15 protein-coding genes are annotated in these 17,995 nt (G+C 35.5%); all 15 read right to left on the bottom strand.

The features are described from left to right. Positions 1-3: 3 nt before the first annotated feature. A complete protein-coding gene (gene infB / locus Q5Y73_RS05155) occupies positions 4-2,232 on the bottom strand; it encodes a translation initiation factor IF-2 (protein ID WP_371320162.1) in 2,229 nt (742 codons plus the stop codon). A 56-nt stretch (positions 2,233-2,288) separates the two neighbouring features. Beyond that, positions 2,289-2,600: a L7Ae/L30e/S12e/Gadd45 family ribosomal protein gene (locus tag Q5Y73_RS05150; protein ID WP_305990747.1), complete on the bottom strand. Its 312-nt coding sequence runs from the start codon at positions 2,598-2,600 to the stop codon at positions 2,289-2,291. Further along, positions 2,590-2,874 carry an RNase P modulator RnpM gene (gene rnpM / locus Q5Y73_RS05145; protein ID WP_305990746.1) on the bottom strand — a complete coding sequence of 95 codons (285 nt, stop codon included), beginning with the start codon at positions 2,872-2,874 and terminating at the stop codon, positions 2,590-2,592. Before rnpM ends, Q5Y73_RS05150 begins: the two co-directional genes overlap by 11 nt. 24 nt (positions 2,875-2,898) lie before the next feature. Further along, positions 2,899-4,005: a transcription termination factor NusA gene (nusA, locus tag Q5Y73_RS05140; RefSeq protein WP_305990745.1), complete on the bottom strand. Its 1,107-nt coding sequence runs from the start codon at positions 4,003-4,005 to the stop codon at positions 2,899-2,901. Between the two features lie 118 nt (positions 4,006-4,123). Continuing rightward, entirely contained in the window at positions 4,124-4,579 is a 456-nt protein-coding gene (rimP, locus tag Q5Y73_RS05135) for a ribosome maturation factor RimP (protein WP_305990744.1), read from the bottom strand. A gap of 142 nt (positions 4,580-4,721) precedes the next feature. Continuing rightward, positions 4,722-9,080 carry a PolC-type DNA polymerase III gene (locus Q5Y73_RS05130; RefSeq protein WP_305990743.1) on the bottom strand — a complete coding sequence of 1,453 codons (4,359 nt, stop codon included), beginning with the start codon at positions 9,078-9,080 and terminating at the stop codon, positions 4,722-4,724. A 42-nt stretch (positions 9,081-9,122) separates the two neighbouring features. After that, complete coding sequence (proS, locus tag Q5Y73_RS05125; protein ID WP_305990742.1) at positions 9,123-10,568, bottom strand: proline--tRNA ligase; 1,446 nt, start codon at positions 10,566-10,568, stop codon at positions 9,123-9,125. A gap of 171 nt (positions 10,569-10,739) precedes the next feature. Then, positions 10,740-12,011: an RIP metalloprotease RseP gene (gene rseP, locus Q5Y73_RS05120; RefSeq protein WP_305990741.1), complete on the bottom strand. Its 1,272-nt coding sequence runs from the start codon at positions 12,009-12,011 to the stop codon at positions 10,740-10,742. Positions 12,012-12,160: 149 nt separating this feature from the next. Further along, the gene (locus Q5Y73_RS05115; protein WP_305990740.1) at positions 12,161-13,318 is read right to left on the bottom strand and encodes a 1-deoxy-D-xylulose-5-phosphate reductoisomerase; all 1,158 of its coding nucleotides are present in this window, start codon (positions 13,316-13,318) and stop codon (positions 12,161-12,163) included. A 29-nt stretch (positions 13,319-13,347) separates the two neighbouring features. Then, entirely contained in the window at positions 13,348-14,142 is a 795-nt protein-coding gene (locus tag Q5Y73_RS05110) for a phosphatidate cytidylyltransferase (RefSeq protein ID WP_305990739.1), read from the bottom strand. Positions 14,143-14,164: 22 nt separating this feature from the next. Then, entirely contained in the window at positions 14,165-14,938 is a 774-nt protein-coding gene (uppS, locus tag Q5Y73_RS05105; RefSeq protein ID WP_305990738.1) for an undecaprenyl pyrophosphate synthase, read from the bottom strand. 86 nt (positions 14,939-15,024) lie between these two features. After that, positions 15,025-15,579 carry a ribosome recycling factor gene (gene frr, locus Q5Y73_RS05100; RefSeq protein WP_305990737.1) on the bottom strand — a complete coding sequence of 185 codons (555 nt, stop codon included), beginning with the start codon at positions 15,577-15,579 and terminating at the stop codon, positions 15,025-15,027. Next, entirely contained in the window at positions 15,579-16,313 is a 735-nt protein-coding gene (pyrH, locus tag Q5Y73_RS05095; protein ID WP_305990736.1) for a UMP kinase, read from the bottom strand. Before pyrH ends, frr begins: the two co-directional genes overlap by 1 nt. A gap of 193 nt (positions 16,314-16,506) precedes the next feature. After that, complete coding sequence (gene tsf, locus Q5Y73_RS05090; protein ID WP_305990735.1) at positions 16,507-17,157, bottom strand: translation elongation factor Ts; 651 nt, start codon at positions 17,155-17,157, stop codon at positions 16,507-16,509. Positions 17,158-17,275: 118 nt separating this feature from the next. Continuing rightward, positions 17,276-17,980, bottom strand: coding sequence for a 30S ribosomal protein S2 (rpsB, locus tag Q5Y73_RS05085; RefSeq protein WP_160643281.1), 705 nt, complete (start codon positions 17,978-17,980; stop codon positions 17,276-17,278). Positions 17,981-17,995: the final 15 nt, after the last annotated feature.

The raw sequence follows: 17,995 nt of genomic DNA, 5'->3' as shown, positions 1-17,995 counted from the left end.
AAATCACCTCTCGACAGTTTCCATTACGAATGCTTCAACAATATCCCCTTCTTTTAAATCACTATAGTTCTCTATCGTTAAACCACACTCATAACCTTGAGCTACTTCTTTTGCATCATCTTTAAAACGTTTCAGGGAATCAAGGATACCTTCATGCACAACAATTCCCTCTCTAATTAAACGAACATCAGCATTTCGGGACATCTTTCCAGATGTAACCATACATCCAGCAATTTTACCTACTTTGCTATTTTTAAATATATTTCTTACTTCTGCGTGCCCAATAACAACTTCTTTAAACTCAGGATCCAGCATCCCTTTCATGGCACTTTCAATTTCTTCAATGGCATTATAAATGATACGGTGCAAACGAACATCCACTTGCTCTTGTTCAGCAGTCGCGATTGCCGTTTGATCAGGTCTGACATTAAATCCAATAATAATCGCATTGGAAGCAGAAGCCAAAATAACATCAGATTCTGTGATTGCTCCAGCTCCAGTGTGAATAATTTTAACCTTAACTCCCTCAACATTGATTTTCTCTAGAGAGCCTCTTAATGCTTCAGCAGAACCTTGTACATCAGCTTTAATAATAACAGGAAGTTCTTTCACTTCTCCCTCCTGAATATGTTTAAACAAATCATCTAAAGTGATGCGGTTATTTACATTCATTTCTTGTTGTCTAACTTCTGTTGCTCTTTTATCTGCGATTGCTTTGGCTTTCTTCTCTTCTTCAAACACAATGAAGGGATCTCCAGCTTGAGGAACCTCTGTTAAACCAGTTAATTCTACAGGTGTAGATGGACCAGCTACCTTAATCCTTCTTCCCTTATCATTTACCATGGCTCTTACTCGACCAAAACATACACCAGCAACAAAAACATTCCCGATTTCTAAAGTTCCTTGCTGTACAAGCACTCTAGCAACTGGACCTCTTCCCTTATCCAATTCTGCTTCAATCACTGTTCCTCTTGCTCTTTTATCAGGATTTGCTTTTAATTCTTCAACCTCTGAAACTAATAAAATCATTTCCAAAAGTTCATCTAAGCCCTCACCCTGTTTCGCAGAAACGTTCACAAATATCGTATCTCCACCCCACTCTTCAGGGACTAATTGATACTCAGTAAGCTCTTGTTTTATTTTATCAGGATTTGCTTCTGGTTTATCTATTTTATTCACTGCAACAATAATTGGAACCTCAGCTGCTTTAGCATGATTGATGGCTTCTATCGTTTGAGGCATTACACCATCATCTGCAGCGACAACTAAAATGGTGATATCTGTAATTTTTGATCCTCTTGCTCTCATTGTTGTAAATGCTTCATGACCCGGTGTATCAAGGAAAGTTACTTTTTTATCATTTCGTTCTACCTGATACGCACCGATATGTTGAGTGATACCTCCAGCTTCACCTTCAGTTACTTTCGTTTTTCTGATAGCATCTAAAAGTGTCGTTTTACCATGGTCAACATGGCCCATAATGGTGACTACAGCAGGACGTTCTTGTAGATCCTTTTCATCGTCCATTTCTTCAATTTCAAACTCATCTTCTTCAACAGGAAGTTTAAGATCAACCTCTACTTTATATTCATCAGCAATGAGTTGAATTGTATCTAAGTCAACCTCTTGATTAATGTTTGCCATAATGCCAAGAAATAATAATTTTTTGATCACTTCAGAAACATCTTTATGCAGAAGTTTTGATAATTCACCTACTGTCATACTTCCTCTAACTATGATTTTCTTAGGAGTATTGTCAACTTTTTCCTTCGGTTCTACATTGTTATTTTGGTACCTTCTATTTTTACCTTTGTTTTTGTATCCTTTTGAATAATTAGAACGATTTCTATTCTGTGAAGATTTGAAATTCTTTGATGACTTGTTATCATTCGTTTTATTATTTTGTGAGTTACTATTATTAGCTTTGGCTTGATTGTTTGGTTTTTTGTTCTCAGATGTTTGTGTTTTTTTCATTACATGTTCCTTTTTTTCATTTTTTGGGAGTTGCTTTTCATTTCTTTCAGGTTGCTTTACAGGTGTTTTAGAATCGTGATGAAGAACAGCTTTTTCTGTTTGTGCTTTTTGATTTGATTTATTTTCAGCAGCATTTTCTTTAATGTTACGAAAAAATTGCTCAACCTTTTTGATGGATTCATCTTCAATCACACTCATGTGATTGTTGACTGAAATGTCCAATTTTTTCAAAATTGTTATAATTTCTTTACTACTCATGTTTATGGATTTAGCATACTCATAAACTCTAAATTTTTTACTCAATTCTCTTCACCTCACATCTCTTTTTCCATACCTTTCATGATCATTTTCACAAAACCATCATCTGTAATAGCAATTACGACGCGTTCTGCTACTCCTAAACTTTGACCTAATTCAGAGCGGTTTTTATACTGGATGAGTGGAACATGATAAGAATTGCACTTATCTTTAAATTTCTTAGTTGTATTCTCTGAAGCATCAACAGCAATGATCACTAACTTTGCTTCGTTTATTCTAATCTTGCTCAATACTTTCTCCTCACCGGACAAACATTTTCCAGCTCGTTTTGCAAGACCAATGTATGATAAAACTTTGTTATTTTCCATCTTGACCCTCTAGTTTGCTAAAGTTTGATTCTAATTGATCATAAACCTCTTGATTAACTTGATGTTTTAATGCTCTGTCAAGGGATTTATTTTTCATTGCTAATTGTGAACAGCTTACCTGCTTGCATATATAAGCTCCTCTACCAGATTTTTTACCTGTTGAATCTATAATCACTTCGTTTTCAGGTGACCTGACGATTCGAATCAGTTCTTTCTTAGGTTTCATTTCCTGGCAAGCTACACATTTTCTCATTGGAATTTTTCGAGTTCGCATAACATCACCTTACTTCATCAGAATCTATTCCTGTTCAAATGTTAAAAAATCTTCTTGTTGTTCTAAATCTATCTCGCCATCTTTAGGTCTTCCAAACTGTTCAAAAGCCTGAGATTCACTTTTAATGTCTATCTTCCAACCTGTTAATTTAGCAGCAAGTCTTGCATTTTGTCCCTTTATTCCAATCGCAAGTGATAACTGAAAATCTGGTACAATGACTCTACACATTTTATCTTCATCTAAAATTTGAACTTCAATCACTTTGGATGGACTTAGAGCATTTGCTACATATTCTGTAATATCTTCTGACCAATAAACAATGTCTATTCTTTCACCTTTTAGTTCATCCACAATCGTCTGAACGCGCATTCCTTTTTGTCCAACACAAGCACCCACTGAATCAACCTCTGGATTAGGTGAAAATACAGCAATTTTGGATCGATACCCAGCTTCTCTTGCTACTGAACGAATTTCTACGATCCCATCATAAATTTCAGGCACTTCCAACTCAAACAATCTCTTTAATAAACCTGGATGTGTTCTAGAAAGCATAATTAGTGGACCTTTAGTTGAATTTTCAACCTTTGTTATAAAGGCCTTTATTCGGTCACCCTGATGAAACTTCTCAGTAGGCATAACCTCATTCAAAGGCAAGATTCCTTCAACTCTACCTAAGTTGATATAAATGTTTCTTTGATCCATCCTCTCAACTATACCGGTAATAATGTCTTCTTCTTTATCAATGAATTCATTAAATATAAGTCCTCTTTCAGCTTCACGAATTCTTTGAGTTACTACTTGTTTTGCTGTTTGTGCTGCAATCCGCCCGAAATCTCTAGGAGTCACTTCAATCTCAACAATGTCATCTAAATGATAATTAAGGTTAATGGATCTTGCCGCATCTATGGATATTTCCATTCTAGGGTCCAGAACCTCTTCAACAACAGTTTTACGTGCAAAGACTTTAATGACACCAGATTGCTGATTGATATCAACCCTCACATTTTGTGCGGTATAATTTCGTTTGTAACTTGAAATAAGTGCTGCTTCAAGCGCTTCAATTAAAACATCCTTACTAATCCCTTTCTCTCTTTCAATTTCAGTTAGAGCTTCTATAAACTCTGCATTCATTTGGAATTAGTACCTCCTTTCAAAAAATCAACTCATTTATAGTAAGTATTCAAAAAAGCACTTTATGAATAAATTTTAATATGAACAAAAAACTCTTATCTGAGCTCGTCTTATGGCTTTAAAATAGTACAGCAAGTCTTGCACTGGCTACTTTATTTAACGGTATTTGATAAGTCTTTTTAACGACCTTAATTTCCAATACTTCATTTTGAAAAGTAGTTAATATCCCTTCAAATTCCTTTAGACCATCAATAGGTTCATATGTAGTAATAAAGACGTTTTTATCTACAGCATTTTCAAAATCCTTTACCTTCTTCAATGGGCGTTCAGCACCAGGTGAAGAGACTTCAAGAATATAAGCTTCAGATATAGGATCTGTTTCGTCTAGTTTTTGACTGATATATTCACTGATTCGACCGCAATCATCAATATCAATGCCCCCGTCTTTATCAACATAAATACGAAGGTATTTATTTTCACCTTCTTTAACATACTCTATATCAACTAATTCATATCCTTCTGCTTCTATAAAGCTTTGAATCATATCTTGAACAATATCTTTTACTTTGCTCACTTTAAACTTTGAACCTCCTACATCAACATGATAAAGCCTTTAAATAAAAGGCAAAGAGTGGGTTTCCCCCACTCTTCTCGAAATTGCTATCTCAATTATGAGTAAATTATATCATATTGTGAAAAACCTTACAAGGTCTGCACTAAAATAATGAAAGTTGATTTGACTCAGGCAAACCGTTGAAGCAACCGAAACCATTTAAGGTTTCAACTACAGTTTTTGATACCTTGCTCTTTTCTCTGAAATCTTCAATAGATAAAAATTCACCTGCTTTTCTAGCTTCCACAATATTCTTCGCAGCATTAACTCCAATCCCTTGTATAGCTGAAAAAGGAGGAATTAAGGAGTCTCCATCAATGATATACTTTTCCGCATCTGACCGATACAAATTAATTCCTTTAAATGAAAATCCACGAGCAGTCATTTCTAAAGCCATTTCCAATATTGAAATCATACTCTTTTCTTTAGCTGATGCTTTAAATCCTAACTCTTCGATTTCAATTAATCTTTTCAAAATCGCATTGTAACCTTGACAAAAAACATCAACATCAAAATCCTCTGTGCGAACAGAAAAATAAGTCGCATAAAACGCAATCGGATGATGAACTTTAAAATACACAGTTCTAACAGCAGAAATAACATAAGCTGCGGCATGTGCTTTAGGAAACATGTATTCGATTTTCAAACAAGAATCAATATACCATTGAGGGATTTTATGTTCTTTCATTGTGGTAATCCACTCATCCCTTAATCCCTTCCCTTTTCGAACACTTTCGGTAATTTGAAATGCAAGGCCCGCCTCCAAACCACCTTTATAGATCAAATACAACATAATATCATCACGACAACCGATTACCGTTTTGATCGTACATGTATTATTTTTGATCAATTCTTGAGCATTCCCTAACCAAACACCCGTTCCATGAGAAAGACCTGATATTTGCAGCAAATCAGCAAAGGTAGATGGTTTCGTTTCTTTCAACATTTGTCTTACAAATTTAGTACCCATCTCTGGAACACCAAAGGTTCCAACAGGTGACTTGATTTGCTCTGGTGTCACATTCAATGCATCTGTAGAATTAAAGACACTCATAATCTTAGGATCATTCATAGGTATTGTTGTAGGATCAATATCTGTTAAATCCTGCAGCATTCTCATCATTGTTGGATCATCGTGTCCCAGGATATCTAGTTTTAACAAATTAGCGTCAAAAGCATGATAGTCAAAATGTGTTGTTTTCCACTCAGCTGATGTATCGTCTGCTGGATATTGAACAGGAGTGATATCTTCAACATCAATATACTCAGGTACAACCACGATACCTCCTGGATGCTGCCCTGTACTCCTTTTAACCCCAGTACAACCGGAGCTTAACCTAGCTACCTCGGCATTTCTCCAACTCTTTGTTTTATCTTCCTCATATTTTTTCACGTATCCAAACGCCGTTTTTTCCGCAACTGTACCAATCGTTCCTGCACGATATACATTTTCCTCTCCAAAAAGAACTTTTGTATAATGATGCGCGTGTGGTTGATACTCACCAGAAAAGTTTAAATCTATATCGGGAACTTTATCCCCTTTAAATCCTAGGAATGTTTCAAAAGGAATATCTTGACCGTCTCCCTTCATCTGACTCTCACATTTTGGGCAAGTCTTATCTTCTAAATCAAAACCACTTCGAACACTTCCATCCGTAAACCACTCACTATGTTTACACTGCTTGCACAAATAATGAGGTGGCAGTGGATTTACTTCGGAGATGCCTAACATCATAGCTACAGCAGAAGATCCAACCGATCCCCGGGAACCAACGAGATAACCATCTTGGTTTGATTTTTTCACTAACCTCTCTGAAATTAAATACAAAGCAGAAAACCCAGCTTTAATAATAGGAACAAGCTCTTTTTCCAAACGTTCTGGCACAATTTCAGGCAATTCTTCTCCATATATTTCTTTTGCCGTGGCATAGCAAGTATTTCTCATTTCCTCATCTGCCCCTTCAATTACAGGGAAAAATGGTTTACTCGGAAATAATTCAATATCTTCAAAACGGTCAGAAAGATTATTCGTATTTTTAATAACGACTTCGTATGCCTTCTCTTTGCCAAGATGTTTAAACTCTTCTAGCATCTCTATAGTAGTGCGAAAATGAACATCCGGTTTTTCCAAATCTTTCAATGGACTGAATCCTGTAATACCATGAATGGTTATATCTCTATTGATTTTTTCTCTAGGATGAAGATAATGTACATTCCCAGTAGCAATAACTGGTTTGTTCAGTTTTTCTCCTAGCTGGCAAATTCGCTTATTCGCCTCTTCCAAATGTAAACGATGCGTGACTAAGCCTTTATCTATTAAATGTTGATTCACACCGACAGGTTGAATTTCTAACACATCATAAAACTCAGCTGTTTCCTCTGCCTCTTCAGGTGATTTATTTAAGACCGTCTCAAATAATTCTCCTTTTTCACACCCCGAGGAAATCAGCAGACCTTCTCTATACTCCATTAATACACTTTTCGGAATGGTTGCAACTCTATGAAAATACTTTGTGTGTGATAAAGAAATTAATTGATATAAGTTTTTCTTTCCTGTTAGATTCATAGCGTAAATACAGCAATGGAAAGGCCTCATTTTAGTCAAATCCTGTCCAGCATAACCATTAAGTTCATTTATATTCGATATGTCTCGCTTTTTTAACTCCTTCAATAAATGATTAAAAATATGCTGTAAAGCAATCGTATCATCAATAGCCCTGTGATGGTTATCCAAACTTACCTTCAATTTATCTGCTAATGTATTCAATCTATGGTTTTTAAAATTTGGGAACAAAAATCTTGCTAATTCCAAAGTATCCAAGACAGGATTTTTCACATTTTCCATGTTGCATTTCTTACATGCTGCCTGAACAAAACCTGCATCAAATCTAGCATTATGAGCTACTAATATTGCATCTCCAATAAATTCAATAAATTTAGGGAAAATATCCTCTAGGTTTGGCGCATCTACTACCATATCATCTGTAATGTTCGTTAATTGACTAATGTTATATGGAATTTTCTCATGAGGATTTACAAAGGTAGTAAATCGATCGATTTCCTCACCATTTTTCACTTTTATACCGGCAATTTCAATTATCTTATGGTTAACCACAGACAAACCTGTTGTTTCTAAGTCGAATATGACATAAGTTGCATCTTGCAATAAATCATCAGAAGGGTTAACTACGATTGGAATAGCATCGTTTACTACATTTGCCTCTAGTCCATATATCATTTTGATATTGTTTTTTTGTGCAGTCCAAAAAGCCTCTGGATAAGCCTGTACATTCCCGTGATCAGTAACTGCGATAGCTTTATGACCCCATTTGGCCGCCATTTTTATATATTCGCTAATAGAAGTTATCCCATCCATCGTACTCATGTTGCTGTGCAGATGAAATTCAACACGTTTTTCTTCTGCTTGATCCTTTCGTTCAAGATTAGCCGGAGGTACAACTTCATTTAAATCAAGAGGGATCATCGTTAGTTCGTGTACAGGAAGAAAAGTATCATATTCAACCTTACCTCTTAGTTTTAACCATTTCCCGTTTTTAAGTAGAGAGAGTTTTTTGATATCTTCCTTCTTCTTAGTGAATAATTTGACTTTAATGGAATCCGTGAAATCCGTTAAAATAAATTGAGATAATGTTGTTCCAGTTTTGAGCTCCTTCATTTCTAGATTAAGTACAGTACCATGAATAACAATCTTTTTCTCTTCATCCGTAACTTGGTGAATAGGCACTGAAGGTTCCTCAATTTTTTTCCCAAGTAGAAGTACAAGCTCACCCTCTGGGATTTCAACCTCAACTTCACTCGGAGTGGATTCTAAAATCGCTTGCGCTGCTGATCGTTCCTCCTCTACTAACTTTTCAGCAAATCGATTAAATTCTTCTGTTCTGTCCGTATCTACAGAAAATTGTATAGAAAAAGTTCTAGAGAAAAAATCATGAAAGAAATGCTTAATGCTTTCATCTATCTTTTTCTTTTTTGCAAGTTCAATCCCTGTTTCATCTAATAGTGAAACCTTAATCGTCTGATCATTCACTTCAACCTTTGCTTTGCTGAACCATCCATTTACTGAAGCCTGTTCCTTTTGTATCCATTCCAAATATAAACTCCAAAATTCAGATACTATGGTTTGATTGGATATGGAGTCAGAAAAACAAAAGTTAAACCGAATTTTTGCAATGTGAGCGAATTTTTTTTGTATTTGTTTGCAAAATTGTCTATACACTTTTTGTGGAACCATTTGCTCTTTCAAAATATGAATATTCCAATCATTATTTTGCCTGTTACATAACACCTTATCTATGACTCCATCAGAAAAATAAGAATTCACGATCTCCTGAGGAATTTCTGCTTGCTTCATCAGAAGTTCAAATCTTGTCCTTTTTTCACTATTTACGTTATTTATGATGTTCCCCTCCCAATTGAAACAAGCCAGACACAGATTCTTCATCTTTACATCTGGCTTGCATTTGAAACTTTCAAGAAAGTAATATTAATAGGATTTACCAAAAACAACAGTGTGTTTTGCAGGTTCTTCACAAACCAAACATTTCCCCTTATGTTCAGTTACAACCGTAGGAATATTTCTGCTTGTTGCTCCTGTCTCTTCCTTCACTTGATGTTCACATGCCTCAGATCCACACCATCCGGCTAATACAAAACCTCTTTGCTTTTCCAGTGCTGCCTTCATTTCATCGATCGTTTCCACTGAGCTAAAATGGGAATCCATAAAGCTTTTTGCATTATCATACATTTGTTTTTGAATATCATCCAACATGTTCAAGACTTCTTTATTTAACTGTTCTTGAGGAATAAATTTTTTCTCTCCTGAAATTCTAGAAGCGAGGACAACTTGTCCTTTTTCCATATCTCGAGGACCAAGTTCAATTCTGATTGGAACCCCTCGCATCTCATACTCATTAAATTTCCAGCCAGGACTTTGATCTGATGTATCCATTCTTACTCTTACTCCAGCTTGTTTCAATCCATCCATCAATTCCATACATTTTTCCGTTACTTCTTCTCTTTTCTTTGCTGGTCCAATTGGAATCACGATCACCTGTGTAGGGGCAACTTTTGGAGGCAGCGCTAGTCCTTTATCATCACCATGTACCATAATCATTGCACCAATCATTCTTGTGCTGACACCCCAAGAAGTTGTATAAGCATATTGCTGCTGATTGTCACGATTTAAATACTGGATATCAAATGCTTTGGAAAAATTAGTTCCTAAATAATGTGAGGTTCCAGCTTGAACAGCCTTACCATCTTTCATCATGGCCTCAATAGAGAAGGTCTCCACTGCTCCAGCAAATTTTTCAGATGGAGTTTTCTGACCAACAATAACAGGTATACTTAAGAAGTCTTCTACAAACTCACGATAAATCTCTAACATCTGCATGGTTTCAGCTTTTGCTTCTTCTTCAGTTTCATGAGCCGTATGTCCTTCCTGCCATAAAAACTCACTGGTTCTTAGGAACGGAAGTGTACGTTTCTCCCAGCGAACCACATTTGACCATTGATTTATTAAAAGAGGAAGATCTCTATAGGATTGAATCCATTTGGAATACATATGTCCTATCATTGTTTCAGAAGTAGGTCTGATTGCTAAACGTTCCTCTAATTGTTCACCTGCAGCTTCTGTAACCCATGGTAATTCAGGATTAAATCCTTCTACATGCTCTTTTTCCTTTTGAAAAAAGCTTTCAGGAATAAAAAGAGGAAAGTAAGCGTTACGATGACCTGTCTCTTTGAATTTAGAGTCAAGCTCCTTCTGCATCATTTCCCAAATCTCATAACCCTCTGGTTTAAAAACAATACAACCCCTTACAGGTGAATAATCCATTAGATCCGCTTTTTTAATAACATCAATATACCATCTAGAAAAATCCTCTTGTTGAGGTGTAATCTCTTTCACCATTTTTTTGTCCTTAGACATAATAAACCTCCTAAAAAAATCGTGTTCAAAAAGTTCAGTTTTCATCACCGAGAAGATTGTACGAATATTTAGATTACCCCAATGATTTCATCATACTTCAAAATTAATTTTGTTTTTGGGTATAGTCTTTATTCGATGTCGTTACATCTACTTTTTGAACAACCTCTATCATTAACCTTTGAACAATCTTAATATATCGTTGTAAGTGACCGCAATCATAAGTACCATTAACACTGCAAAGCCAATAAAATGAACCATGCTTTCCCGATTGGGATCAACAGGCTTGCCACGTACAGCTTCTATCCCAAAAAACATTAAACGACTCCCGTCCAAAGCAGGGAATGGAAGTAAATTAAAGATACCTAGGTATAAGCTAATCGTCGCTACAAATCCTATCAAAGTGTCTATACCATAACTTGCAGCTTCACCCGTCATTTCAGTAATTCGTATAGGACCACCTAAATCATCTAAAGAAAATTGTAAAGTGACCAACATTTTTAAACTAATAAATATTCGTTCCGTAACGTTCCACATCGTCTTAGAAGCATAGGACACTCCTTCAAAAATGGAGTCAGGACTTCTTTTTTCATCTTGAATGGATATACCAATGAGACCATTCCCATTTTCATTAGCCCTAGGAGTAATCTGTAACTCTGTCTCAATATCCTCACGAACTACGAGCCAATTCATGGGGTGATCCGGTGATTCTGCAATTAAAGTGATTAATTTATTTTTATCAGTTCCAATGGTTTCACCATTGACTTCGAGGATGATATCATCTGCTTTTAATCCACCTAATTCAGCTGGAGAATCCTTTGTAACATTACCAACCAGTACATGAGTAGGGTTATCAACTGTAATCCCAACCATATATACAAAAGTTAAGAATAAAAAGAAAGCTAAAATGAAATTCATTACCGGACCTGCTACGATTACAAGAGCACGTTGTGCAACGGTTTTACTTCCAAATTGTCTATTCCAAGGTGCAATTTGGGTTTCTCTACCTTTTGTTTCCATGTGAGCTTCCGGATGCACAGCTAAAGTCTGCAACTCTCCATCAACATCTATTTTAATACTTAATTTATGTTCAAGATCAATGGATTCAACAGTCCCTACTATGACATCCGTTCTTTGATCTAATTTATCTAAATATATATTTGTTACCTTGTTGTCTTTAACTTTAACGGCAATAGTCTGTCCTGGGTTGATTTGTACAATTTCTGGATCTTCACCAGCCATTCGAACATAACCACCCATAGGCAATAAACGAAAAGTATATCGTGTTTCATTCTTTTTAATAGATAATAACTTTGGACCAAATCCAATGGCAAACTCTCTAACTAAAATTCCAACTCTTTTTGCAAAATAGAAATGTCCCCATTCATGAATTCCTACTAACAAAAAGAACATTAGAAGAGCAATAATTATCACTTCAATTGTCAATAGATTTTCCTCCTATCCTTCTCAAACAGCAATCCTATATGTATTGCTTTAATCATTTATCCTACAATCATTTTATTAAACTTTAATAAACAGTATGTCCTAAGATTATCATGATTGCAAATGGAAAAACAAGTAGTTAGCTATATATGCTAACAACTGGATGAAGGAACCTTATTTGCACAATCTCTTGCCCAGCTATCGATTTCCATTAATTCCTCTAGCTCGGGATTTGCAGTTGTTGAGTGAAGATCTATAACTTTATGTATAACTTCTTCGATTTGCAAAAATTGTATATCTCCTCTTAAAAACCTTGAAACAGCCACTTCATTTGCTGCATTAAAGACGGTTGTCGCTGATCCACCAATTTTCCCACAATCATAAGCCATTTTTAAGCAAGGAAATCGTTTGAAATCCATCTTATTAAAATTCAATTGACTAAGCACAGTCAAATCAAGAGGTTCAGTTGATGTTTTGAACCTGTCTGGGTAAGTTAAAGCGTATTGAATAGGAACTCTCATATCAGGATTCCCTAACTGAGCAATCACACTACGATCATTAAATTCTACAAAAGAATGTACAATGCTTTCAGGGTGGATCACAACACCTATTTGTTCATATGGAATATCAAATAACCAATGAGCTTCAATAACCTCTAAACCTTTATTAACCATTGTAGCTGAATCAATGGTTACTTTTGCACCCATAGACCAATTGGGATGAGACAATGCTTCTTCAACAGTTACACCAACCAATTCTTCTCTTGTTCGATCACGAAAAGATCCTCCTGAAGCAGTTAATGTAATGTTAGAAACTTCTGATAAAGATTCTCCATTTAAACATTGAAAAATCGCGGAATGTTCACTATCTATTGGCAACAATTGAACTTCATGTTTTTCTATTAGTTGTTTAATAATATGTCCAGCAGTTACAAGTGTTTCTTTGTTCGCTAAACCAATGTGTTTACCAGATTCTATGGCATATATCGTTGGCTTTAAACCTTGGCTTCCCACTAAAGCATTCACAACAAAAGATGCGTCCGTATTCGCTGCAACCTCAATTAACCCTTCTTCACCGTAATATACTTGAACTGAAGAAGGAATCTCTGATTTTAGTTGTTGTGCTAAAGATTTTGTCGCAACAGAAACTTTTTTGGGTTGAAATTGATTTACTTGTTCTACCAAGAGATTTAGATTTGAGCCTGCAGCCAATCCTTCAATAATAAATTCATCTGGATGCATTGCTACGCAATCTAAAGTCTGCGTGCCAATGGAACCTGTGGATCCTAAGATAGATATTCGTTTACTCAAAAAAACACCTCACAATTCACTGCTAAAAATTATAAAATTTGAAAGATATGAAGGAGTGGAAATACAATGATCCAACTATCACACCGATCAAGAATTCCTCCATGTCCAGGCAGTATCTTTCCAGAATCCTTTACATTGTAAACCCGTTTATAGGCAGACTGAATTAAATCACCCATTTGAGAAAAAATAGAAATTAAAATAGCTAAAGTTATTGCTTTTTTGAGTTCTATGATCTCAGGAGCAAAAATTGCAAACGCAATGGCTGCAATCACAGTGATAAGTATCCCACCTATAGATCCTTCAATCGTTTTCTTTGGACTAATAGAGGGCCATAACGGGTGTTTTCCAAAGGCTAGTCCAGAAAAATAGGCCCCTGCATCTGTTAACCATATAGATATAAAAATAAACAAAGCCCAAAACAGCCCGTTCTCTATAAACAGGGTAGCCGCCATGTAATGAAAACCAGTACCTATATATATCGCTCCTAAAAAAAGAAGTGCTACGACTTTTATATTTTGTTTATTTTTGGATAATACTGAGGTTATAAAAAAAAGTAATAACATACTCCAAATAACCGATTCTACAGATAAAGAAGCCAAGAATGCCACACCTAATTCAGACCAGGGTACAACGAAATAAATAATGGAAACAAAACCTAATATGGAGGAAAATTGAAGCACTTTGTTTTGAGTTATTTTGACATATTCATAATAGCCTACTAAGGACAATAAGAGCATAAACATCGCAAACCATATTTCACCTAAAAACAAAAAGAATAAAAATAATGCTAATGCTAAAACTCCTGTTACAATTCTTTGTATCAACTAAGCTCCCTCCACCCGTGAATTATAATCCACCGTATCTTCTTGCCCTATTTTGATATTCAAGTATAGCCTTTAAAAAATGATCCTGATTGAACTCAGGCCAATAAGCATCGGTAAACCATAGTTCTGAATAAGCTAATTGCCAAAGCATAAAATTACTAATTCTAAGCTCACCACTTGTGCGAATTAATAAGTCTGGATCAGGTAAACCAGAAGTATGCAAATAGGAAGAAAAAACTTCTTCGGTAATTTCCTGTTCATTCAATTCACCTGATTGAATGTCTTTAAATAATTGATTAAAACCTTGCATCATTTCATTTCTGCTTCCATAATTTAATGCAAAGTTTAAAATCATTCCTGTATTATTCTTTGTTAATTCAATTGCATTTTCAATTGATTTCAATGTATAGTCAGGGAGCCCTTCCTTATTTCCAATCATTTTGATCTGTATATTGTTTTCAATAAGTTCATCGATCATCATTGGAAAAAACTCCTCTGGAAGCTTCATTAGAAAATCCACTTCCTCTTTCGGTCTTTTCCAATTTTCAGTTGAAAAAGCATACAAGGTCAACACTTTTATTCCCATGCTATTTGCGGCGATCGTAATGGATCTTACATTTTTCATACCCGAATGATGGCCCATTACTCTAGGCAATCCTTGCTTCTTTGCCCATCTTCCATTCCCGTCCATGATGATAGCTACATGTCGTGGAATGTCATTTTTATCAATTTCTTGCTTGAAATCTCTTTGTTTTGAATCTTTACTTACAATCCATTTTTTAAGTAGTTTTAACATCGTATTTTTTCCTCCAAAAAAAGGAATTCTATATGAAATGAAAACCCCTCCAATACGGGGGGATTCGATGTCATAACACGTTCACATTATACATCCATAATTTCCTTTTCTTTTACAGCAAGTAAATCGTCCACTACGGATACATGTTTATTTGTTATTTTTTGTATATCCTCTTGATGGCGTCGAGATTCATCTTCTGATATTTCAGTTTTTTCAAGTTTTTTAATATCATCATTAGCATCTCTTCTTATATTTCGAATTGCTACTTTAGCTTCTTCACCAGATTTTTTCGTTGTTTTTACTAATTCAGCTCTTCGTTCTTCAGTTAGAGGCGGAATAGAGATACGAATAATTTCTCCATCATTCATTGGAGTTAAACCTAGATCAGATTTTAAAATTGCTTTTTCAATATCACCTAAAACCGTTTTATCCCAAGGTTGAATAATAAGTGTCCTTGGATCAGGTGTATTCACATTACCTACCTGATTTAATGGAGTAGGAGTTCCATAATATTCTACTTGAACTCGATCCAATATAGCAGGGTTCGCTCGACCCGCACGCATAGAAGCTAAATCTCTTTTAAGAACCTGAATCGCTTTATCCATTCTGGATTCAGCATTACTTTTAACAGATTGAGGCATTATTCAGCACTCCCTTTCCTCTTTACAATTGTACCAATTTTTTCACCCAATACTACACGTTTTATATTACCGTTCTCAGTAATAGAGAAAATAATTAATGGAATATTATTATCCATACATAAAGATGATGCCGTTGAATCCATGACGCCTAAGTTTTTATTAAGCACGTCCATATAAGTTAATGATTCATATTTTTCAGCTGTTTCATCTTTAAACGGATCAGCAGAATATACTCCGTCCACCTTGTTTTTAGCCATTAGGATCACTTCAGCTTCAATCTCAGCTGCACGTAAAGCCGCTGTTGTATCCGTAGAGAAAAAAGGATTTCCGGTACCAGACGCAAAGATGACTACTCTTCCTTTTTCCAAATGTCTCATTGCTCTTCTTCTAATATATGGTTCGGCAATCTGTTTCATTTCTATGGATGTTTGAACACGGGTTGGAACATCAATGTTTTCAAGTGCATCTTGCAGAGCTAATGAATTCATCACTGTAGCCAACATTCCCATATAATCAGCAGTTGATCTGTCAATGCCTTGCTCACTACCCGCAATGCCTCTCCATATATTTCCACCACCAACAACTACCGCAACTTCTACGCCAAATTCAATAACTTCCTTGATTTGATTTGCGATCGATGTGATCATTTTAGACTCAATTCCATATCCAGCTTCACCAGCTAGAGCTTCACCACTTAGTTTTAATACCACACGTTTAAACTTAGGTTCTTCCAAAGTTTTGCCCCCCTTTGTTTCATACCACGTAATTTAGTCTGTTAAAAATATCTGTTTTGTAAGATCCGTTTTCAGCTTAACTTATTGCCATTTTTAAGCCTTTGGGGTCTTGAAAGTATTCTGGAATACAATTCAAATTTCTTATATTTTGAAAAAAGAAGGAACACAATGTGTTCCAACCCGTAGTAACGTATTAATTTTTCAATTGAGCTTGTACTTCTTCCGCAAAGTTCTCTTCTTTTTTCTCTAGTCCTTCACCTAGTTCAAAACGAACAAAACGACGGATTGAAATATTCTCACCAATTGTACCAACTTTTTCATTCACTAGATCAGCAATTGTTTTATCTGGATCTTTAATAAATTGTTGCTCTAACAAGCAGTATTCTTCATAGTACTTACTAAGGCGACCTTCAACCATTTTTTCAACGATATTAGCTGGTTTTCCTTCATTAAGAGCTTGATTCTTAAGAACTTCGCGTTCTCTTTCTAAATCTTCCGCAGATACTTCTTCACGACTTACGTAAGTTGGATTGGATGCTGCAATATGCATTGCAATATCTTTAACAAAAGCTTTGAAGTCATCTGTTAAAGCAACAAAGTCTGTTTCACAGTTAACCTCAACTAATACACCAATCTTACCACCTGCATGTATGTATGATTCTACAACACCTTCTGATGCAATACGTCCTGCTTTTTTAGCAGCTGCAGATAGACCTTTTTCTCTTAAAATATCCATTGCTTTTTGAATATCGCCGTCTGCTTGATCAAGTGCTTTTTTACAATCAAGCATTCCTGCACCTGTTTTTTCACGTAATTCTTTAACACTAGCCGCTGAAATAGCCATCTTAATGTACCTCCTATGATATGTTGTTTGTTATTTGCTTTAAAAATTAAACCCTACAAAAAATGGGTGATGGATATGCCCATCAACCCACCTTTCTTGTACTACATTTATTTTCAGATTAAGCAGTTGTTGATGTCTCTTCGCCTTGATGAGCTTCAACAACAGCATCTGCCATTTTAGCTGTAATTAATTTCACTGCTCTAATCGCATCGTCATTACCAGGGATTACATAATCCACTTCATCAGGATCACAGTTTGTATCAACAATAGATACAATTGGAATTCCTAATTTTTTAGCTTCCGCTACAGCAATGCGTTCTTTTCTTGGATCAATGATAAACAATGCACTTGGAAGTTTCTTCATGTGTTTGATTCCACCTAAGAATTTTTCCAAACGAGCTTTTTCTTTGTTTAATAAGATAACTTCTTTTTTAGGTAAGACTTCAAAAGTACCGTCTTCTTCCATCTTTTCTAATTCGTGCAAACGATTCACTCGTTTTTGTATTGTTTCAAAGTTAGTTAGTGTTCCACCTAACCATCTTTGGTTAATGTAGTACATTCCACTCCGCTCTGCTTCATCTTTAACTGAATCTTGAGCTTGTTTTTTAGTACCTACAAAAAGAACTGTACCGTTGTCTGCTGCGATAGATTTAATGAAGTTATAAGCTTCCTCAACCTTTTTCACAGTTTTTTGTAAATCAATAATGTAAATTCCGTTTCTTTCGGTGAAGATGTAACGATCCATCTTAGGATTCCAACGACGTGTTTGATGTCCGAAATGAACCCCAGCTTCTAATAGCTGTTTCATGGAGATTACTGCCATCCTCACACACCTCCT

The organism is Chengkuizengella axinellae (genome assembly GCF_030730905.1).
In the GTDB taxonomy this organism is placed as follows: Bacteria; Bacillota; Bacilli; order Paenibacillales; family KCTC-33759; genus Chengkuizengella; species Chengkuizengella axinellae.
This window is presented reverse-complemented; position numbering and strand designations above follow the sequence as displayed.